This window comes from Candidatus Saccharibacteria bacterium, assembly GCA_016700015.1.
Taxonomy (GTDB): domain Bacteria; phylum Patescibacteriota; class Saccharimonadia; order Saccharimonadales; family Saccharimonadaceae; genus Saccharimonas.
Window position 1 is genome coordinate 617519 of the sequence record CP064995.1, and the last position, 20178, is coordinate 637696.

The 20178-nt window shown below is 48.7% G+C and carries 20 protein-coding genes; 4 read left to right on the forward strand and 16 right to left on the reverse strand.

Going from position 1 to position 20178, the window contains the following annotated elements; translation table 11 throughout:
- Positions 1–92: 92 nt before the first annotated feature.
- The 3 genes from raiA to serS are packed head-to-tail and all read right to left on the reverse strand — an operon-like array spanning position 93 to position 2888.
- The gene (gene raiA / locus IPM09_03440) at positions 93–467 is read right to left on the reverse strand and encodes a ribosome-associated translation inhibitor RaiA (GenBank protein QQS21554.1); all 375 of its coding nucleotides are present in this window, start codon (positions 465–467) and stop codon (positions 93–95) included.
- 36 nt (positions 468–503) lie between these two features.
- Positions 504–1643 (reverse strand): quinone-dependent dihydroorotate dehydrogenase, encoded by a 1140-nt coding sequence (locus tag IPM09_03445; protein QQS21555.1) that lies wholly within the window; start codon positions 1641–1643, stop codon positions 504–506.
- Positions 1644–2888, reverse strand: a complete 1245-nt coding sequence (gene serS, locus IPM09_03450) for a serine--tRNA ligase (protein ID QQS21556.1) — start codon at positions 2886–2888, stop codon at positions 1644–1646.
- A gap of 72 nt (positions 2889–2960) precedes the next feature.
- On the opposite strand from serS, the gene IPM09_03455 reads away from it, so the two are divergent.
- Positions 2961–3521: a hypothetical protein gene (locus IPM09_03455; GenBank protein ID QQS21557.1), complete on the forward strand. Its 561-nt coding sequence runs from the start codon at positions 2961–2963 to the stop codon at positions 3519–3521.
- On the opposite strand, the gene IPM09_03460 is transcribed toward IPM09_03455, so the two are convergent.
- On the reverse strand, positions 3522–4883 hold the full coding sequence (locus IPM09_03460; GenBank protein ID QQS21558.1) for an ABC transporter permease: 1362 nt from the start codon (positions 4881–4883) through the stop codon (positions 3522–3524).
- A complete protein-coding gene (locus IPM09_03465) occupies positions 4880–5563 on the reverse strand; it encodes an ABC transporter ATP-binding protein (protein ID QQS21559.1) in 684 nt (227 codons plus the stop codon). Before IPM09_03465 ends, IPM09_03460 begins: the two co-directional genes overlap by 4 nt.
- A 100-nt stretch (positions 5564–5663) precedes the next feature.
- Between IPM09_03465 and IPM09_03470 the strand changes: the two genes are divergently transcribed.
- From IPM09_03470 to IPM09_03480, 3 genes are read left to right on the forward strand one after another with little or no spacing between them, the layout of a single operon-like run.
- A complete protein-coding gene (locus IPM09_03470) occupies positions 5664–6953 on the forward strand; it encodes a hypothetical protein (protein QQS21560.1) in 1290 nt (429 codons plus the stop codon).
- A gap of 32 nt (positions 6954–6985) precedes the next feature.
- Positions 6986–8233, forward strand: a complete 1248-nt coding sequence (locus tag IPM09_03475; GenBank protein QQS21561.1) for a hypothetical protein — start codon at positions 6986–6988, stop codon at positions 8231–8233.
- A gap of 2 nt (positions 8234–8235) precedes the next feature.
- Complete coding sequence (locus IPM09_03480) at positions 8236–8535, forward strand: hypothetical protein (protein QQS21562.1); 300 nt, start codon at positions 8236–8238, stop codon at positions 8533–8535.
- 42 nt (positions 8536–8577) lie between these two features.
- On the opposite strand, the gene IPM09_03485 is transcribed toward IPM09_03480, so the two are convergent.
- The 11 genes from IPM09_03485 to IPM09_03535 form a co-directional block, all read right to left on the reverse strand.
- Positions 8578–10089 carry a lysine--tRNA ligase gene (locus IPM09_03485; protein QQS21563.1) on the reverse strand — a complete coding sequence of 504 codons (1512 nt, stop codon included), beginning with the start codon at positions 10087–10089 and terminating at the stop codon, positions 8578–8580.
- Positions 10090–10154: 65 nt separating this feature from the next.
- On the reverse strand, positions 10155–12506 hold the full coding sequence (locus tag IPM09_03490; GenBank protein ID QQS21564.1) for a hypothetical protein: 2352 nt from the start codon (positions 12504–12506) through the stop codon (positions 10155–10157).
- Positions 12507–12691: 185 nt separating this feature from the next.
- Complete coding sequence (gene greA, locus IPM09_03495) at positions 12692–13147, reverse strand: transcription elongation factor GreA (protein ID QQS21565.1); 456 nt, start codon at positions 13145–13147, stop codon at positions 12692–12694.
- A gap of 86 nt (positions 13148–13233) precedes the next feature.
- Entirely contained in the window at positions 13234–14478 is a 1245-nt protein-coding gene (locus IPM09_03500) for a prolyl-tRNA synthetase (protein ID QQS21566.1), read from the reverse strand.
- Positions 14479–14526: 48 nt separating this feature from the next.
- A complete protein-coding gene (locus IPM09_03505; protein QQS21567.1) occupies positions 14527–15243 on the reverse strand; it encodes a CPBP family intramembrane metalloprotease in 717 nt (238 codons plus the stop codon).
- Positions 15244–15252: 9 nt separating this feature from the next.
- A complete protein-coding gene (locus tag IPM09_03510) occupies positions 15253–16413 on the reverse strand; it encodes a site-2 protease family protein (protein ID QQS21568.1) in 1161 nt (386 codons plus the stop codon).
- Entirely contained in the window at positions 16414–17100 is a 687-nt protein-coding gene (gene uppS, locus IPM09_03515; protein ID QQS21569.1) for a di-trans,poly-cis-decaprenylcistransferase, read from the reverse strand.
- Entirely contained in the window at positions 17100–17654 is a 555-nt protein-coding gene (gene frr, locus IPM09_03520; protein ID QQS21570.1) for a ribosome recycling factor, read from the reverse strand. The genes uppS and frr overlap by 1 nt, the downstream gene beginning before the upstream one ends.
- Positions 17655–17696: 42 nt before the next feature.
- A complete protein-coding gene (locus IPM09_03525) occupies positions 17697–18401 on the reverse strand; it encodes a hypothetical protein (protein QQS21571.1) in 705 nt (234 codons plus the stop codon).
- Positions 18402–18430: 29 nt separating this feature from the next.
- Positions 18431–19456: an amidohydrolase family protein gene (locus IPM09_03530; GenBank protein ID QQS21572.1), complete on the reverse strand. Its 1026-nt coding sequence runs from the start codon at positions 19454–19456 to the stop codon at positions 18431–18433.
- Positions 19457–19581: 125 nt separating this feature from the next.
- Positions 19582–20178, reverse strand: coding sequence for an elongation factor Ts (locus IPM09_03535; protein ID QQS21573.1), 597 nt, complete (start codon positions 20176–20178; stop codon positions 19582–19584).

Consider the following 20178-nt stretch of genomic DNA (forward strand, 5'->3'; position numbering starts at 1 on the left):
ATATATACACCTCGCTTAGAAACTATCAGAAATACTGCTCGTTATTATACGCTGTTTAGGAGCGAGATAAAAGAGAAAATGGCGAGTTTATGCTACTGCTCGCGAGCATAGCTGCGCTTAAATCTGTCAAGCAGTTTGCGGCGACCAACATGGGGTACGGTCTCTTCTTTGTATTTTCGAAGCTGGTTGGCAAGTTTCGCTTCAACAATATCGACCGCAGCGAGCACGTTCATAGTCGAGTCTTTGGCGGTAATGATTTTATCGGGCACGTGAATAAGTACTTCCACCTCATACTTGTTACCTTTATCGCGGTTGACTTCGGCCACTTTCACCTCGGCATGGATCGACTTACGTGCGTGACGTGGTACAAGCCTGTCGAGCGCACCGACTTTTTTGCGTATGTACTTTTTTGTTGAGTCATCGGCACTATAGCTGCCAACAGCGGTTATTTCGACATTTGTGATCATGTTCTGACCCCTTTCTCTTGTTAACCGGTACCGGTTCTAGTATACGCCTTTTTGCGCTTCTATGCCTACTGCGTCAGCAATTGTTTTATATCCATCGCGTTTTAGCAACTGTTCCAAGCCATGATTGATTTCGCCCACCAGTTGCGGTCCCTCAAATATCATTCCCGTGATGAGCGCCACCAGTGTGGCTCCTGCTCGAATTTTCTCGTAAGCGTCTTCAGCGCTAAATATCCCCCCCACGCCGATAATTGTAAGTCTGTCACCATACTGGCGGTAGGTGCGCGCAATCAATGCCGTGCTTTTAGCGCGTGTTGGCGCACCACTCAGATTACCTTTTATGCTCGCAGGCAATGCGTCACGACTATCAACGCCTTCGCGATCACGAAGTAAATTAGCGATTGTCACCCCCCGCACCTCATGACGAACAATCACCGCTAGGAGAGCATCAAAGTCACTGTCTTTCAAATTAAGTGGCATTTTCACCACAACAGGACGCGTAAGCTTTAGTAAATCGATTTTGGTCAATAATCTATCGAGCTTCTCTGGCGTCGTGAACGGCTCGCCACCAAACGTATTGGGACACGATATATTAATTTCAAAAAATTGGCCAAGATTACGTGTATCAAGCATCGATAAGCTCGTGCAATAATCTTTTATTGCCGCTCGCTCGCTCACGCTGGCCTTTGAGTTCGTTTTGGCCACCGACACACCAAGCGGAAAATTCTCAAACACTTGCCGAGGATAGGTTTCAAGCCGGCGCGCAATCCGCCGTACACCCTGGTTTGGCAATCCAGCATGGACAACAAGCGATTTTGTATGCGGCAACCGATAAAACCATGGTTTTGGGTTACCGTCACATGGCTCGGCGGTGACCGATCCGCCAATCATAAAGCCAAAACCGACATTGCGTATCACTGTAGCGATATCGATATTCTTATCAAACCCTGCCGATAGGCCGACGGGATTGGCCACAGCAAGTCCCCATACTTCTTGCTTCAAGGCAGGCGATGTGTGCACCCATAGCCGTGGTAGAGTACGTGCAAGCGGTAGTTTTTGTACCACTTTTGCCGCACGAATCAGGCGGTGATGCACCCCGTCAGGGTGTTGACGAAAAAGCACAGGCTTAGCAAGTCGTTTATAGCCAAGGCGTGTTACCCGGCGTACTGCCCGCTTCACCTAAATTACCTCACGCCCCCCCATGAATTGTCGTAGTGCATCCGGAACAGCCAATGTTCCATCATCTCTCTGGTAATTCTCTATAATTGCCACCAGCGTTCTCGCAAGGCTAACGGCGGTGCCGTTGAGTGTATGCAGAATTTCCGTCGTACCGTTTGATCGCTTTACGCGAATATTAAGATTTCGTGCTTGAAAATCAGTACAGTTACTACAGCTCGTGAGTTCTCGATATTTACCATCGACTGGCGACCAATATTCAATATCATATTTTTTCGCTGCGGGAGCTCCAAGATCACCTGCGGCGATATTGATAACATGGTAAGGAACACCGAGTTCCTGCCATATTTCTTCCTCAATCGCTAGAATATTCTCGTGCATAGCAACGCTTTGTTCTGGCGTCGTATAGACATACATTTCCAATTTATTAAACTGATGCACGCGGAAGAGGCCACGCGTATGCTTACCTGCAGCACCGGCTTCTTTTCGATAGCATGGACTGTACCCCGCATACAGCAGCGGTAGTGCGGCCTCTTCAATCACTTCGTCGGCATGATAGCCAGTGAGCGAAATTTCTGCTGTCGCAATTAGTGATAAATCTTCTCCTTCTATACAGTACTCATCCGACTGGTCACTAGTGCGTGGCGCAAAACCCGTTCCCATCATCGTGCGCTGATTGACCATGTGAGGAACACTCATAAATGTAAAGCCGTGCGAGACAATCTTTTGCAGGGCAAATTGTGTCACCGCATTCTCTAGCAAAGCTAGGTCTCCCTTTACGAAGTAGAACTTAGCGCCTGCAACTTTAGCCCCCCTTTCAAAATCAACCCAATCACGTGCCAGTGCGAAATCAAGGTGATCTTTCGCCCCTGTTTTTTGCTCACCCACTTTTTTTATTTCAACAGAGTCTTCCTCGCCACCCAGCGGAACATCACTGAGTGTTATATTAGGAACTGCCCATAACTGATTTTGGTACGTCTCATCAGCAACCCGTAGGTGATCTTCAACTTCGGCTAGCTTGGCTTTAACTTGCTTCCCTTCATCCACAATTTCTTGCGCCGGCTTGCCGCCCTTCATTTGCCCAGCGATTTCATTGCGTCTAGCGCGCAGTTCATCGGCTTTGGTCATGAGTTCGCGACGCGATTCATCAGCACGCAAAAGCTCCTGGATATTTACCTGGTAACCTTTTTGCGCCGCGGCTTCTTGCACGCGGTCGGGATTTTCCCTGATGAAGCGAATGTCTAACATACCTCAAGTATAGCGCACTCCACCTCTAGGGAACAGTTTGACTTTTCATAAAAATTATGCTATCATAAATACATGATCTTTTCTGGCTCGCGTCGCTCGCACAGTACCCCCCTTGTCCCCGCCGACACACCTACCGCAGAACGCGTGCTACGGAGCGCTGAATATCTTGGTCTTGACCCATCCCAAACTATGCTGGTAGGTAGTGCAGCCTTGTGTATATACGGTGTCGAGCTAGATACCAATGACCCGCTGATACAACAGTCCTGGCCACGCCCTAGTGACCTTGACTTTGCGAGTACCCCACTGTATATGAACCATCTTGCCGCGCACGGCACTCCCACTGGGCTGGAGGCTCACCTCAAACCCACTCACAACCCGAGCCAAACTATCCTTACTATTAGTACAAAGGAATTACCGGCCGATATTATCACTCGTTTCCGGCCTGGACGCGATAATCTTCTGTCATATCATAAACGCTTTTTAGCTTACCTTGAGCAACACAGCCGACCAGTTGAGGGCACAGCCATACGAATCATTACACAGCCTGCTGCCCTCAAAGAACTACAGAGTCACTCTCTTGACCCCAAAGTCGCTCGCGATTTATCACTGGCACGCCAACACTTCACACACTAACTACTCGGTGCGCAGCGCTTCGATCGGATCAAGCCGAGCTGCTTTGCGAGCCGGGAACCAGCCAGCAACCACAGCTATCAGTATGAGTGCAAGCATCAGTAGGAGAATTTGCCACCACACAAATTCAAGTATGCGGTTGTCCCCAATATCAAGCCACTTACTAATGGCAGGGTTAGCGAGTGTACCTACGCTATACGCCACCAGCGCCCCCAAGGCTCCACCCAAGAACCCTATCCAAGCCGCTTCATAGCGGAATAGTTTGGCAATAGCTCGCCGTGGCATACCGAGTGCTTTCATGAGCCCAATCTGGCTTGTTCGCTCAAGCACGCTAATGTACTGCGTGTTGATAATACCAAACACACTCGCAAATAGTGCAAGCAGCCCGAAGCCAGTCACAATACCCTGAAGTGTATTCACAATCGTAAATAGCAGCCCCTGCGCATCTTTAGCGGTCTGCGAATAGTACTGCTTTTTTTCTAACTCTGCCTTTATCACCTCAGGGTTACTACCCTTTTTGACAAGCATCGATACGCCCATGTACTTACCGGCTCCGCTAGTGCCTTCGGTTTGAAAATCATTGATTTGCTTTGCGCTATTGGCAGATACAAACAGTTTAGGAGTAGCACCGAGGGACATTGTGCTGGTTTTGGTCACCGCACGAACGGTGTAGGTAAAGTCCACTTCTTTCGGCTTCACCAACCGCTGTACAGCGTCGGTACCACCTTGTGCAAATGCTGCTTGTATCTGGGCCTCGCTGACATTGACCGCTTGCTGGGCAAATGTTACCACTACCTGCTTACCGAGCAACTTTTCACTATCAATGCCGAGTGTTTCGGCATATTTTTGCGGTACAACGATTTCATTGTCGGCGATTTGTTGACCGAGTGCAGGCAATGAGCCCGCTTTTGTATCGCTCAGAATCGTGGCGTCATAGTAATCAATCGCACCGATGTATTTCTTGTCTTTCCCTTCAAAACCAATCCATTTAGGGCTCAGTGTATAGATCGGCACAATTTGCTCAAGATCACTTCGCGATTTCAGGTAAGCGACGTCTTGGTCATTCATTTGCTTGAGCGTGGCCCCTGGTCGTCCGCTACTCATCCCAATATCAGGATCGTATTCGCGCAGGCCAACGGTACCGCCTTCGCCAAATAGTGACTTGTCCTTCACCACAAACATCGCTTGAGGGTCAATATTATTTTTCAGTAGGTTATCGGCATAGTTTCGCGTGCCTTGGCCAGCAGCAAGTGCCATAGTGAGGGTAAATGCCCCAACCGCAATCGCCAGACTTGTCAGTATAGTGCGACCCTTTGCCTGGCGCAAATTACGGCCTGCTCGTTTCATAATATCAACACGTTTCATGACTTATCTCCTAGCACACGTATCACCTTGCCATCTTTTATATACACCTGCATATCGCAGCGTTTCGCGAGATCGATATCATGCGTCACCACAATCAGCGTGGTGTTATTTTGTTTGTTGTAACTAAACAGCAGTTTCTCGACTGATGCTCCAGTCACGCTATCGAGGTTGCCGGTTGGTTCGTCGGCAAACAAAATTTTCGGGTCATTGACGATCGCCCTGGCAATCGCTAGGCGCTGTTTTTGGCCACCCGATAAATCACGAGCACGAGAGTTCTTTTTTTCAATCAACCCCACAGCTTCAAGTGCTTTCTCGACCTTTGCCTTGCGGCGCCGATACGGTACCCTAGCGATTTCGAGCGGCAAACTCACGTTGTTATAACAACTCTCATTCCCCTGCACAAAAAAGCTCTGAAAAATAAAGGCCATGGTCTCGCTACGAAATTTGTCGGCCTGTTTCTGCTTAAACTCTAGTATATTGTCGTCACCAATAAGAATTTTACCCTCATCGGCATGGTCGAGCCCACTCATGACATGCATAAGTGTACTTTTGCCACTCCCCGATTTGCCAATTATCGCCACGCTTGCGCCATCGGGAATCGTAAACGATACATCATCGAGTGCCGTAAAGGTATTTTTCTTTTTACCGTATGTTTTGGTTACCGCTCGAACTTCAATCACATCTCCTCCTATTTACTCTTATCATACCGAAAATCCATCACTTGTACTAGCTATGGTGGTTATGGTATGCTATAGGTGTTCAACAAGAGATACAACAAACATGCCTGCCGGCCAAAACAAACGATCTCAGCACAATCAGGTGCCTAGTGGCGCCAACACGAGTGGTAATACCCCGCCACCCGATCCGCTTGACGTGCGCGTGCTGGCAAAGCCCACACCACTTGCTGGCTGCAGCGAACCCGGAAGCGAATCGTTTTCTCACCTTGCCCGCCAAGAGTTCGATGACATGGAATTGAACCTTACCTCTGTTGTTGCCACCATCAAGCAGGCGCATGATAACGGCCCACATGCCGGTAACCGCTATATCAGTCCAGAAGGCCCCGGTATGGATATGCTCAACACACTGGCGCTCATCGCTCATCAGCGACGGAACACCAACCAACGTAACCAAGTGCCCTATGCACCCCGCACCGATCCAAGCGCGACGATGGCGCAAGAAATCATTACGGCGTTTCCCAACCCCAAGGACGCCGTACTCACTGTAGCGACACATCTCGAATCGGTAGCACGACTCAATCAAAAAGCGGGCGTCACGCTCAATATGGCTCATGAAGTTCGCAACCTCGAAGCTCTTCTGAGCGTCATCTATGGTGACCGTTTTGCTGAATTTAAGGTTGTAGAACAAGAGCGCATGCAGGCAGCCCAGCAGCAACAGCAGCAAGAAGCCCAACAGCAGGCCGAAGCCGCGCGTCAAACTCAGCTTGAACAAGACCTTCTTTTTGAGGGCCGCGAGCTACTGCTTACCAAACATCGCCGTAGCCTTGATAAAACCAAAACCAACGTCGTCGAAAAGAACTTGCGTGACGTCAGACGAGCCGAAAATAAAAATGACCGTACACTCGGGCGTAATGAACGACTCGCAAGCCGAGCCAGCAAAGCGCGTAATCGTGCTAACGCCCGCCGCCAGCGACGAGACCGCAGCACGTGGCTCACCCGCTGGGCGTGGAAGCGACTCTCAAGCCGAGCCGAGAAGAAAGCTACCAAGCGTGAAGCAACCTATACTGCCGATAACACGCTTCGCGCATCAAGGCTCAAAGAGGCTGCGGCCGCCTCGCTAACCCGAAGTGAACACTACTCTGCCGCTGTTAAACGGCTGAGTGAGCGTCGCATCCAATCAATCATCCACGACCATTCCCTGCGTCGATTGCGAATCCAGGAAAAGCGCCACGACCTGATGCGGCAAGGTGTACGCGCCGCGGAGGCAAAACACCGTGCTTCAATCCTCGACGATCAAGACGAAAAGCTGATTACTGCAACAGCCGTCCAGATCGCCAGGAACCAGGCAGCGCGTAGTGGCTATCGACCCCATCTTGATGAAGACCGCAGCTAGCGCATACAACAATAACACCAGAAAGGAAGCCTATGTCAGAAAGAGCCCCCACCAGTACCGTCGCACCAGAAATAACCCCACCACCCGAGCAGCCAGCTGCCGAAACGGTAGAAACCACATCTGATGATCTACCGGAATTAAAAACCGAAGCCGAGCTCCACGACGAAGCCAATCGCTTCACTGATGCCGAAATATTGGGCAAATCATTTCGCGTACGAAGGCTTGTTCACGAAACAACAACAGAAACACTGAATGGTTTTAAAGCCGCTAAAGCCGATATGGCAAATATGCTAAGCACCCCCAAAAACAACTACTTGCGACGGCGCTACGAAGCAGCTGAAGATAAGTACCAACGTAAACTTGCCAAAGTTGGTACTAGCCGCTTCAAATTTATGAACAACCACTATAAAAACGCTGCCTCACGAGCAGGAAGTAAGCGCAATGAACGATATAGCAGATACAATTCCCATACCGGCAAGATGGAAGGGCGAGTTGAGGCGGCCAAAGACTACGCTAAACGAAACAAGGAATTGATGGAGAAGAAAATTGAAGCCTACAAAACAATCAAGTCTGTTGCCGAGGGTCGCAAAGAGCTTCGCAAAATGCGCCGCGACCTACGGCGTGAAGGTCTTAATCACGCAGAAGTCAATAAGCGCCTTGGGCTGGAGAAAAGGCCTGATGAGTCAATGGAAGACTATGCGCAGCGACGCGCTGCATTCCAAAAACGCGTTGGACGCCTTGTATGCGCACGCGAAACTGTAGGCCGTGAATCAAGGCAGGTCGAGCAGCAGGCCAGACGCGAACGAGCCAAAAAAGCCAAGATTGACCGCCAACTCACCGAAACTATTGAGCTTGCCGAACACAACAAATCTGCCCTCGAAAAGGCTTCGCGCAGTCTTGAACAGGCCGAACATCATAGCACGCGCACCCACGAGATGGTTGAGGAACTTCAGGCTGAGCTCGGCCATATAGACGGTGATGACCCGCGTCGAACAACACTCGAGGACAAATTGGCCCGGGCTAAACAAACATGGGAGCGCTATGCGGTACGTAAGGAGCAGCTGAAGCAAGAACAAGCAAGGCTTGTGGCCGAGGCATCCCGACTCACTCGAAGTATCGAGCGGCAAACACGCGCCGCCCGCGAACAAGCCTACCAGGCTAGCGCGGCCGATAGGGTATCAGCCCGCCATGCAAGCGGCTCCGAAGACCTGCGGCACCGCATCAATGAGGAAGATGCCGCAATCTACAACAACATAAATCCTACTGAAAGGAATGAATAACCATGGCATTACTTGATCCTGCATTTTTAGCCGACCTTGGCATTGAGCTAAGCGAGACAGATTACCAAGCGCTTTCCGAACACTTCGAAAATACGCTCCACGAACGCGTCATTAACGAAATTGTTGAAGAGCTTACTCCAGAGCAAGCCGAAGAACTCGCTCATCTCCAAGAAGCAAGCGACGACCAATTGCAACAATGGCTTGTAGCAAACGTGCCTGACCTTCAAGACATCGTATCAGACGAAGTCGACATCCTGCTCGGGGAAATCGCTGAGAATAGTGAAAATATCGCGGCAGAGTAAATATATACTACCTGCACATTCCATGCCCATAAATGCCGCCGCTTATGGCAACTTCGCGTTTGGGTAGGTGTTTTTTGTCACATCATCGTACTCGTGCCTGAGCTGCGGAAATGGTACACCTTCACGAGCTGTTACCCCCTCAAACATCCAGAACACTCGCTCGCTGTAACCTAAGCCACAGGCTGGCGGCATACCGTATTCCAGCATCTCTACATAATCAATGTCGAGCATCATCGCCTCGTCATCCCCGTTTTCGCGCATCTGCTGCTGCTCGACGAAGCGGTTGTATTGGTCAATCGGGTCATTAAGCTCAGAAAAGCCATTACATAGCTCGCTACCGACGATCACCGCCTGGAAGCGCTGCACGACGTCAGGATTATCGACACTACTTTTAGCTAGCGGGCTGATAAACTTCGGCGTATTCACCAACCATACCGGCCCGACGACGTCTTTGCGAATATGCTTCCACAGCTTGTCGATCCCGCGCGGAATACTATCGGTCTTTTCAACCTCGAGCTTGTTTTCAGCTAATTTTGCACTCACCTCTTCGATGCTGGTACTGTATACATCAATCCCGTAGTGGTCACGAATAACCGTCGCGTAGTCCCATACTTCCCACTCTTTGCCCATGTGTACTTGCTTACCCTGTACGGTAAACTGCAGCGTACCAAACGTTTCCTGAAGCACGAACCGGTACATTTCTTCCATGAACTTCATACCATCCTGCCAGTTAGCATAGGCCCAATACCATTCCATGGCGACGTGCTCTGGCAGGTGTTCGTCAGTATAGTTTTCGTTGCGGAATCGCGGGCCCACGTCGTATACTTTCTCAAACCCCGCCCCGAGCAATCGCTTCAGTGGAAGTTCGTGGCTAATACGCAGGTAAAAGTCTTGGTCAAGGGCATCCATATGCGTCACAAATGGGTTAGCGTCAGCGCCACCAGTTGTATGCTCAAGCACTGGTATATTGACCTCGTAAAACCCGTGGTCATCAAGAAACTTGCGTGTTGCCTGCCAAAATTTGCTGCGACGCACAAATCGTTCGCGCACATCGCGGTTGACATTCATATCGACATAGCGGCGGCGCAAACGCTGCTCTTTGTCGGTAAAGCCTTCTTGTTCGGTCGGCATCGGCCGGAGCGACTTGGTGAGCAATCGCAACTTGCGCACGTCCACACTCACCTCACCCGTCTGCGTTTTGATCACCGGCCCCTCAGCCTCCACAAAATCACCCGGGTCAAGCAGATTAAGTTCACCCATACCAAGCTGCGACCGACTAGCATCAAGCTGCTCTACGGTATCGGCTTTTAGAAACAGCTGCATTTGCCCGCTCATATCGCGGAGTACGAGAAAGGCCAACTTACCAAATTTACGTGTGCCCATCAGCCGACCGACAACTTTGACCGTCTGTCCCTCAAGTTCATTGAAATTTGCAACTACATTGGCAATGTTATGCGTACGCTCCGCTTCTGCCGGATATGCATTCACACCTAACTTCTTTAGCTCATCCAATTTTCTCAGGCGCTCGTCGCGCAGTTCTTTCATTGTTGCCATAACTGATTATCAGTATAGCAGATGGTTCAATCTGTCGAAAACCAATATTAAACAATACGGCTTATCTATCTATGCCGATTTGGATTAGCTAGATAACCCGTGCGAGCTGCAGAGTATGCAGCGCGATTACCGAGTAAAAGTGCAAATTTTTGTGTGGCGTTGTGTGGCGCTTCTGGACCAGTATATAGACCATGTCGATATGGATCAAAGCCTGGATCAGTACGTAGCCCAAATTTTTCAGCAATTTCACGATCACTAAACGGACCGTCTTTGATTTTATGCTTGATAAGTGTTTCTTCGGTAGCGACTTCAAGTACTGGAGGAAGTTTGCCTCCCATATTGACACCCGATGTCGATATGACGGGTACTAGTCCGAAATCGTATTCAAAGCCTGTAATACCAGCAAGTGATCCACCCGAGAAGTTAATCTTTCCATTGCTTACCATATAGGTTGGGTGGTGGTAATGTCCAGATGCCGTGATATGAATGTCCTTCTTCAAGTCACCAAGCGCCACTGTGTTTTTTACTGCCGCCATTACCGGAGGTTGCCCACCAAGGCCACCACCCTTACCGAAGAAATGCCTTAGCTCAATTCCAACAGCACCAATGTGCATGATTGTTGAAAAAGTCTTAAACGGTTCTCCACTGTCGGTTATGATTGTGTCGTGGAAATTCACCCGGGCTTCTGCTTCCTCGCGACTGTACCCAACATTCATATAACCACTCACAAACGCGTAGTACACTGGTGAAGCAAATGAATACCCGTGCCACTTAGTTGTTCCACTGTTCCATTCGTGGTTACCTGTGGTCACGTTGACGGTTAAATTATCGAATTGCTGCTTAGAAAGGGAGTCGAGCCAAGTATAAAGGATGTTTAGCGATAAGTCGTCTTGTTGGTCCATTCCCATCAAACCAGTTCGCCCGCTTTCCCTTGGAAAGTCACTGTAGTTACGGCCATGCAGCCTATCGCCACCGAAATTGAGAACAACTTTTTGTACTTTGAGAAGGTTAGACATTCTATCTAGGTGTTTGAGCAAGTAGTCAATACGAGCACTCAAGCTACCTATTTGTTCGTCACAAATCTCGTAAAAACACACTCTTTCTTCAAGGCTTTCGCTTACTTCCATCAAACCCCGCTCATAAAATGTAATGAGATGCCTGCCGTCATCTGTACGTTCAATCGACTTGGCGCTCGGTTCGTGGAACCTACCGCGGCCTAAAATTGTACGTGCAACCGTGTTTGAGGGTGAGGTAAAGATATCACCGTCTTCACGAAGTGCCTTTTTTGGGCTCTGTAGTCCGCCAATGGAGTGAATGCCTTTATTACCACGTTGGATGACACCCATATCTTCCTGCTGACCGGTGATGATGACATTGTCATGCGTTGCAATACCCTCAGCAGCTAGTGTCCCTTGTATTTGCTTTGGCTTCGCAAGATAGTTAGATAAAGTTCCAGCGGAAGTCTGGAACTTATGTCGAACGAGGTCCGTATATTTTTTCCCACGAGTCGTCACTTCATGCTCAAAATCACCAACTATCGTAAGTTTGTTATCGTCTTTTAGCGCCCCCCTATCAAGCACGGCTATGTGCTTCGCCAAAAGTCTCTGCCCACTCGATACTCTTTTATATGCATCAAAAAGAATCTCACGCTCTGGCTCGTCATATTCGCCATTCGTATCTTGAACGATCTGTTCAGCGGTCCGCAACATGTGTCCCGTCCTTATACAGTACGGGAACGCAACGTATTTTGTGAACCGGTAGTACTCGGGCCAATTTGGGTTCGCTTTGAATTTTTCTCGAGTCGACCACTGTCTTAGAACGTCATCATCGTCTTTATTATCTTTAGTGTGCTGTTTACCTAATTTCTCGAGCTGACGGAAGCCTTCATACGTCATTTCCTCAATAATATCAGTGTCGTTGTCGCTGCGGGTGTACACAATCGGCACACCAAGCTCTTGCAGTTGATTAAGTTTTTCCTTACCTGCACGAAACTGATCCTCGAGGGTACGTAAGCCGGGTTTTAGCATCCACCTTGAATTTTTTTTGCGACCACCAAAATCTCCCATAAACAAGCCCGCTATAACCACCTCGTCGGGCTTGTGCTCCTTAGGCAAGCCTTTTACAGTATCAATTAGCTCATTAAAGAACTCATGGTCACTATACTTACTACCGATGAGTAATTCAGAGACATAGAGTGTGCTTTTTGATGAGCTTCGTCCCCGCTTGACGCGGACTCTGCGCATATCATCGAGATTTTCATCAGTTCTCATGATTTCATCGTATGTTCTATCACTGTAATCAACTTGACCCGTGAGAAATCCAAACGCGCCGAGCGTTCGAGGATCAAAATCTTTCTTTTCTTCCTCTACTACTAGCACCTCTGATCTTTGCATTGTGCGCGGTTGGCGTTCGGTCATAGTTTCCCCCTACATAAAAAACGTACGATTGCCCACCAAAGCATCGCAGTTTGTTGATATATTTCAGCACCCTCCAAAGTACTTACTCTCATAGTACATCGCTTTTCGTGTCGTTTCTAGTGTGATGCTTATGTAAAATAAACAATACCCCACTATATATGGGGTATTGTAAATCTATGTACAAATTAGGCTATCGAAACTATTGTGTAGGTCGTGTTACCTTTAGGTGTCGTAATCGTCGCCTTATCGCCAACTACTTTGCCAATCAATGCAATCCCGATAGGCGATTCATTGCTAATTTTGCCGCTCAGCGGATCCGCCTCGACTGGCCCAACCAATGTATAGTTGAACTTCTTTGCGCCAGTCTTTAGTTCAACTGTGCTTCCCAGTTGTACCTTGCTGCTTTTTCGGCTCTTAATTTCTTCTGCGTTCATTAAAATATCTTCAATCTCTGCAATACGCGTCTCAACAAGTCCCTGTTCTTCACGAGCACTGTCATATTCAGCGTTTTCGGTTAAATCACCATAATCACGTGCTTCAGCAATTTTTTCTGCAATATCACCACGACGACCCTTAAGATCGGCGAGCTCTATCTCAAGCTCTTTGCGACCGGCTTCTGTAATCTGGTATGCTTTTTTCATTATTTCCTCAATATCTCCTTATAGCCCGTCCCGAGAAGGACCAAGTCTAGGTGACTAGTGTTATTTCCCTCCAAGACGCTTACAAGTTAGTTCAGTTTAGCAAGCAATTCATCGTGTGTCAATAGCTCGGTTTCCCCCGTTTTTCTTGGGGTGAATTCGAATTTTTGCTGCTCCACCAGACGTTCACTGACCGTCACGCGGTATGGTATACCTATCAGTTCAGCATCGGCAAATTTTGTTCCCGGTCGCTCATCTCGGTCATCATATATTACCTCAATACCTTTCCGCATGAACTCATCGTACAACGCGTCGGCGGCTGGTCGAGCGTCCTCACCTATCTGCACAAGATACACTTTTGCCGGCGCAATTGATTCTGGCCATACAATCCCCTTTTCGTCGGCAAACTTTTCAACAATTACACCCATGACCCTACTAATACCGATGCCGTAGCAGCCCATTATCACCGAATGTTGCTGGCCTGTTTCGTCGGTATAATAAAGGTCAAGTGCATCGCTATACTTGCTTTCAAGTGGAAATATATTACCTACTTCGACAGCACGCTTTTCGACCAAACTGTTCCGGTCTAGCCCCAACTTATTGAGTGTTTCATCGTTTAATACTTCTTTATTAACAGCAATGCGCTTATCTTCATCGACATATATCGTGTCCTCACCGACATCCGTAAGAGTCTGAAACTCATCGCTGAACTTATCAGTAAAATATCCACCGTCGGCCGCGCAACGATACGTGTCGGCACCAATACCGAGCCGTTCGTATACCTTCAAGTAAGCTGCCGCTACCTTTTCGTAGATCGCCAAATGCTCCTCCTCGGTACGAGCAAAGCTATACATATCTTTCATGATAAACTCACGGCCGCGTAACAGCCCACTCTTGGCCCGCAGTTCATTACGAAACTTGGTTTGTATCTGGTAAACGCTCAGTGGAAAGTCCTTATACGAACTTGCGTAGCGACGCAGTGCATCGACTATTGGTTCTTCGTGCGACAAGCCAACACCCAGTTCAGTACCATTTTTAAGTGTTGTCTTAAACCAGTTGTCGACTTTGTTATCATCCCACCTATCCGTTCGCTCCCATAGTTCACGTGGCTGCAGTGCTGTCATCATCACTTCTTGCCCCCCAACCACATTCATTTCTTCGCGAACAATCTGTTTTATATTCTCAATCACCTTCAAGCCAAGTGGCATGTAGGCGTAAACCCCAGCCATCATTTTGTGAATATAGCCGGCACGTATAAGCAACTGTGCATTATGTGCAACCTCGTCTCCTGGCGCGGTTTTCGATGTCTTCGTAAAATTTTGTGACAATTTCATAATGTAGCCTATTGTATAATTTCTTTATTCAGTTGACCAGCTGTGTGGTCACGTCACCGAAAATGCGATGTAAAATGCTATCATATTTTTAATCATATGCATAATTACTCCTGGCCACACAGTGCCAGTCTGCTCCCTTAAATAGCACGCCACCATACTAAGACAAAACACATCTATACCGACATTCCATTGCCCATGCAGCACGCCAAACGTCAGACTGGTAATGCTCGCCGACAGCCAGAGCGGCGCATGAGCCCCACGTAACCTCCCGTATAAATAGCCACGAAAGAGCAACTCCTCGACAAATGGCACTACAATCGTAAGCGCAACAAATACCATCATTCTATCCATGCCATAGACACCAGTACTACCGATGGTCTGAAGCTGATCAATATCAACAAGCGACAGCGACTTAAGTACGGCAAGAAGTATTGTCGCAACAGCTGCATAGATGACAAACCCCGCAACCCCAAGGCCAATATCCTGCCAATTTGGTAATCGATGAATACCCATCAGCTTGCGGCTTAGCTTCTGGCCCGCAACAATCAGAGATACACCCATCGCCATTCCTACCGCAGCAATGAGCGCCGCAACCCGAAACCATTGTTCACCAACAATTGTGTTACCAGTAAATAAAGGGTTTACAAAATGCACCAGCTGAACGACGGCTAGCGCTATGTACCGAGCCCCAAACACAGCACCAACCACTAGCAGCGGCCAGAGGACCCACCACAATTTTCGACGCTGCAGCCATCGCCCCACCATCAAACGCTCCTATCGAAACTTACCTATGTCGGCAATCGTAACCAGCAGTACAAGTGCCATTAGCACCATAAAGCCTGTGCCATGTATCTTCTCTTCAAGCTCTTTACGGAGCGGTTTCTTCATCACTCGAAACAGCGCAGTAACAAACCAGCGTCCGCCATCGAGCGCTGGAATCGGCAAAATATTCATCACGGCAAGCGTTAGCGAGATGATCGCCGCCAACATGACGACATGAGTAAGACCAGCTTTTTCGGCCGCAGGGAATATGACGCCAAATATACCGATTGGTCCAGCAACACTATCGCCAACCGTTGCCAGCTTAGTATTTGCGGTCTGTTGATCGGTTTGATTCGGACTTAGTTTTAGAACAAGGCCATGGACAGTATTTGCAATCACATCCCCAAGACCCTGAATGGTTATCCAGGACATTTGTGCCGTTAGCCCTACACCTACGATTGGCGCCGACCAACTTGATTTTATGACTGCCATTTGAGACGGGCTAGCGCCCAAATAGCCTTTTTTGTCACCATTGTCCGATCGTAAATTCACTTTTGTACTGGCTTCAACGCTATGTCGTGAATAAATCACTTCGACCGATTGGCCCTTATTGGCTTTAGCAAGGCGCGCGAGATCATCGGCCGTTTCAAGCGGTGAGCCCGCAAAACGAAGGATTTTATCACCCTGGCGTAGACCTGCTCTATCAGCTGGCATATCTTTTGTTACAGCTACGAGCTCTACTGGCTGATTGAGTATTTGCGCATCGTTAGGTAGATAAAACTGGTTCTTCACAATATTAGGCATACCGACTGCCGCCAAAATAGAAAGAAGCACTGCGGCAACCAACCAGTTCATCGCGACACCGGCTAGTAGGATTTGCGTTTTATGCCAAAAAGACGCCGCCCCGTAATCACCAGGCCTAGATGCGGCATCATGCTCGCCTTGCAGCTTCACAAATCCCCCAAGCGGTAACCAGTTCACGCTATATGTAACATTCTTACCGAGAATGCTATGTGCTAGTTTCTTGCCCCAGGCGCGCGGTGGAAAACCAATCCCAAATTCTTCGACAATCACACCATGTTGACGAGCAATTAAACCATGACCAAGCTCGTGAGCCACCACGAGTAGCGTTAGTACAATTACACCAAGCACAATACCAAAAACAATATCCATTTAGCCTCCAAAGCGCCGTGCGCGATTGTTATATTCTTCTAGTATATCGGTTACGTCTTGCTTTGTCATCTCAGGCCAGTTTTTGTCGACAAATAGCAGCTCACTATAGGCACTGCGCCAAAGCATAAAATTGCTGAGTCGCTGCTCACCACTTGTGCGGACAATAAGATCACACGGTGGAACATCGGGCGCATAGAGCTCTGATGCAATCATTGCTTCGTCGATTGCATCGCTCGCAATAGCCTTATCAACAATCCGCTTCACCGCCTCGACTATTTCTTGCTGACCACCATAATTTAGGCAGAGCAGAACCTCAGCCCCAGTGAAACTGCATGTTTCCGCTTCGGCTTTGCTCATAGCTGCAACAACAGCTTTGCTCAAACCTTTCTTGCTTCCCAAAAATCGTATGCGGATGTTATTCTCGGTGAAAATGTGTAGATCTTGCCCCAGGCCAGTAAGGAGCAGGCCCATGAGCTTATCAACTTCTTCGCTACTACGCTTCCAGTTTTCGGTACTAAACACATAAAGGCTGGTATAGCGCACCCCAGCATCAATTGTCTGTTGTATGACTTCTTTTAGGGCTTTGTAGCCAGCGATATGCCCCTTGTAGGCAGGTTCGCCACGAGCGGACGCCCAGCGACGGTTGCCGTCGACAATATAGCCAATATGCGTTGGAACATTCGCCATTAGAGCGTAAGGATTTCTTTCTCTTTAGCCTTAAAACTTTCCTCAATTTTCGCTTGGTAGAAACTCATCAAACGATCAAATTCTTTTTCAACCAATTTTACATCATCTTCCGACAGCTCTTTATTCTCTTTTTTGTGCTTCGCATCCTTCAGCCCATCCTGACGAACATTTCGTAGTGCAATCCTGGCTTCTTCAGTTTTTTCGCTGGCTTGCTTCACTAGGGTCCTGCGCCGCTCCTCTGTTAGTGCCGGCACCGGTACACGAACAACTCGCCCATCGTCGCTTGGGTTTAGTCCCAAACCCTGGTCGTTGCGTATCGCAGCAGCGATTTTTTGGATATTCGCGGGATCAAATGGGGTAATCTGCAGCAGTTGAGCTTCGGGAGCCGTGACGTTGGCCACTTGGTTAAGCGGCATATCGGTACCATACGCCTCCACCTTAATTCCATCAAGCATACTCGGATGCGCGCGTCCGGTGCGAATTTTCTTCAGCTCACCGTCAAAGTGCTCTAGCGCACCTTCCATCTTCAATTCATATTCGTCTGTATCAAACATAGTTTCCTCATAATTACTCCCTATAGTATAGCAAATAAGAACCTAATTTATTTGCGCAATCCCGATTAAACTCGCTCGGCGGTCATAGCCTTCGCGCAGCGTATAGGCACGCCGAAAATCACCCACCCCTTCTATCTCTTTATAGGCGTTTGCGTCATAAATCATCCACACATCAAGCGGGTAGTGTGGCCGTTGCGTCGAATGCGGCTCTTGCTTGTGGTAAAGGAGCATCCATGCCGCGGTCGTGTCCGATGCCACATAGGGTGCGAATTTTAGCGCAAGGATGTCATAGCTCGTATCGCTCTCGTCAAGCCGGATGCCCCCCGTTTGTGAAATATGCCTCACCCATGCCGCCCGCTCTGGCTCATCCACAAAGTCACGCGATCGTACACCGCAAACAAGAATATCCTGATACATAAAACGATGCAAAAACACCACATCCAAGTAGCGCGAAATCGCATACGTCCGGCGAGTCGCCGGCCCCATACCAACAAACGGGTTGGTAGAGAAATCGTAGTTATATTCAGGAATAACAAGATGAATAATGCCATCACTGTCTTCGCTCAGTGTATCGCGTAGCCTAGCAAGTGCATCATCGTTGTCGCGCGCGTTATCAACCCGTTCATGATCGGTGAACACCTCGTATTCTGACCGTAAATCAACCGTCGGCTCCCGTTCGCCAGCGCCAAACCGGCGCTCAGGATCGCGTCCTGGGAACATTTCGAATTTACGTCCACTTTCGCTCATATAGTCAATTATAGTGGATTACTGCCTCGCTAGCGAGCCAACACCGGCACGGTTCGGTCACTAGCCATAAAAAGTGCCTTAAGTCCATTGACACTTGCAATCGCCGCGAGTGTGTCCATGCCAAACTCTTCCCTGCCATAAAGATGGCCAGATTCGATCATCATCCACAGCTCGCGCGACATATCGCCAGTACTGAACGGTTTGTAGATATCCTGTATGTTATCGCTGCCAAGCGCCACATTCACGCCAGCCAAGACGAGTTCATCAACTGGAGTTGTTGCGTTATGTGTCGGCGCCATGGTCTCGTTGCGGCGACTGTCAATCCATGCCGATGGACACGCAATAACCGATATGTCATCTTCGCGCATCATCTCGTAAATCATCTGGCGGTATTCTGCCGGCTGCGCGGCAACCGACAAACAGTGAACCAGCGCCACTCTGCCCTTAAGCCCAGCACTACGCGCTTTTCGTAGAATCATCTCGGTATCGCGCTGCGCGGGGTCATTCATTTGATCCGCATGAATGTGGAGTGATTTGTCGTGTTCGAGGGCTAGTTCAATCAGCCGATCCACATGCACTTCACCTTTACCAAAATCCCGTTCGTCACGCTCTGGCAAGCCACCGATAATGTCGACAAATTCGGCCGCGCGCCGGAACCACGCGTATTCATCTGGTCGAATAATGCCCTTAAGCGGCTGGCTGGCATACGTAATCGTAATAGTGTCTTTATATTCATCACGGATTTTGGCGGCCGCAGTTATTGCCCTGTCCTCGACCACACTGTCACAATCAATAAATGAGCAGAGCGCCTGTGCGCCCTGCGCCAGCTGCAATTCAACCGCCTGATGCATACGCGCTTCAATTTCTGCGACCGTCGCGTCACGTTTCATCGCGTCTACGTAGTCCCATTTTTCTTGCAGTGAGGCATTGGTCAGGTGCCAGTTGTGCGGCGACACCGTATATGCTCGATCAATATGCATATGAGCATTTACCCAGCCTCCTTTCGCGTCAACTTCAGCTTCTAGCGTTTCTCTTGGCCACTGTGCGTGTAACATATCCCCCCTCTCTTTGGCATAAAAAAACAACCCGACCTGCGGGTTGTTTAGTTAGGTGTCATTTGCCTTAGCTTTTTCATCTCGTGCTAGTGTAGCAAACCACAACCAGTTTGTACAACAGGATTTTACTCAGTGACACCAAGTTCAATACGCTTAAACTGTCGTACAACGATATTTTCGCCGCTTTTGGCGATCTGTTGCTTGATGCGCTCTTCGACGGTCATGCTGTCGTCCAGGATAAACGCTTGAGCCAGCAATACCTGCTCGGCAAAATGCTTCTTTAGCTGGCCTTCAACGATTTTTTCGGCCATTTCAGCTGGCTTACCCTTGAGACTATCACTTTCGAACAATTCTTTTTTCTTGGCATCATATTCTTCAGCAGGGATATCGGCTTCGCTGACATACCGTGGGCTCATGGCAGCAATCTGCATGGCAATTTCGTGTGCAAGCTGCTTAAACTCATTGACACGGGCTACAAAATCGGTTTCACAGTTGACCTCGACCACTACGCCAATACGGCCACTGTGTACGTAACTTTCAATCAATCCAGCGCGAGCTTCGCGGTCGCCTTTTTTCTCGGCTTTGGTGAGGCCTTTTTTTCGCATTTCTTCGAGCGCTTTGTCAAAATCACCGTTTGCTGCAACCAACGCCTGTTTGGCATCAGTTAACCCGACACCAGTCAGTTCCTTAAGCTTCTTTATATCTTCAATTGTTACTGCCAT

What these genes read in the sequence shown, in the direction of transcription:
- IPM09_03500 (QQS21566.1), bottom strand. Translation starts at nt 14,478, where the DNA reads ATGAAATTGTCACAAAATTTTACGAAGACATCGAAAACCGCGCCAGGA.
- frr (QQS21570.1), bottom strand. Translation starts at nt 17,654, where the DNA reads ATGTTTGATACAGACGAATATGAATTGAAGATGGAAGGTGCGCTAGAG.
- IPM09_03510 (QQS21568.1), bottom strand. Translation starts at nt 16,413, where the DNA reads ATGGATATTGTTTTTGGTATTGTGCTTGGTGTAATTGTACTAACGCTA.
- IPM09_03470 (QQS21560.1), top strand. Translation starts at nt 5,664, where the DNA reads ATGCCTGCCGGCCAAAACAAACGATCTCAGCACAATCAGGTGCCTAGT.
- uppS (QQS21569.1), bottom strand. Translation starts at nt 17,100, where the DNA reads ATGGCGAATGTTCCAACGCATATTGGCTATATTGTCGACGGCAACCGT.
- IPM09_03485 (QQS21563.1), bottom strand. Translation starts at nt 10,089, where the DNA reads ATGGCAACAATGAAAGAACTGCGCGACGAGCGCCTGAGAAAATTGGAT.
- IPM09_03480 (QQS21562.1), top strand. Translation starts at nt 8,236, where the DNA reads ATGGCATTACTTGATCCTGCATTTTTAGCCGACCTTGGCATTGAGCTA.
- IPM09_03505 (QQS21567.1), bottom strand. Translation starts at nt 15,243, where the DNA reads ATGGTGGGGCGATGGCTGCAGCGTCGAAAATTGTGGTGGGTCCTCTGG.
- IPM09_03460 (QQS21558.1), bottom strand. Translation starts at nt 4,883, where the DNA reads ATGAAACGTGTTGATATTATGAAACGAGCAGGCCGTAATTTGCGCCAG.
- raiA (QQS21554.1), bottom strand. Translation starts at nt 467, where the DNA reads ATGATCACAAATGTCGAAATAACCGCTGTTGGCAGCTATAGTGCCGAT.
- IPM09_03530 (QQS21572.1), bottom strand. Translation starts at nt 19,456, where the DNA reads ATGTTACACGCACAGTGGCCAAGAGAAACGCTAGAAGCTGAAGTTGAC.
- greA (QQS21565.1), bottom strand. Translation starts at nt 13,147, where the DNA reads ATGAAAAAAGCATACCAGATTACAGAAGCCGGTCGCAAAGAGCTTGAG.
- serS (QQS21556.1), bottom strand. Translation starts at nt 2,888, where the DNA reads ATGTTAGACATTCGCTTCATCAGGGAAAATCCCGACCGCGTGCAAGAA.
- IPM09_03535 (QQS21573.1), bottom strand. Translation starts at nt 20,178, where the DNA reads ATGGCAGTAACAATTGAAGATATAAAGAAGCTTAAGGAACTGACTGGT.
- IPM09_03490 (QQS21564.1), bottom strand. Translation starts at nt 12,506, where the DNA reads ATGACCGAACGCCAACCGCGCACAATGCAAAGATCAGAGGTGCTAGTA.
- IPM09_03455 (QQS21557.1), top strand. Translation starts at nt 2,961, where the DNA reads ATGATCTTTTCTGGCTCGCGTCGCTCGCACAGTACCCCCCTTGTCCCC.
- IPM09_03525 (QQS21571.1), bottom strand. Translation starts at nt 18,401, where the DNA reads ATGAGCGAAAGTGGACGTAAATTCGAAATGTTCCCAGGACGCGATCCT.
- IPM09_03475 (QQS21561.1), top strand. Translation starts at nt 6,986, where the DNA reads ATGTCAGAAAGAGCCCCCACCAGTACCGTCGCACCAGAAATAACCCCA.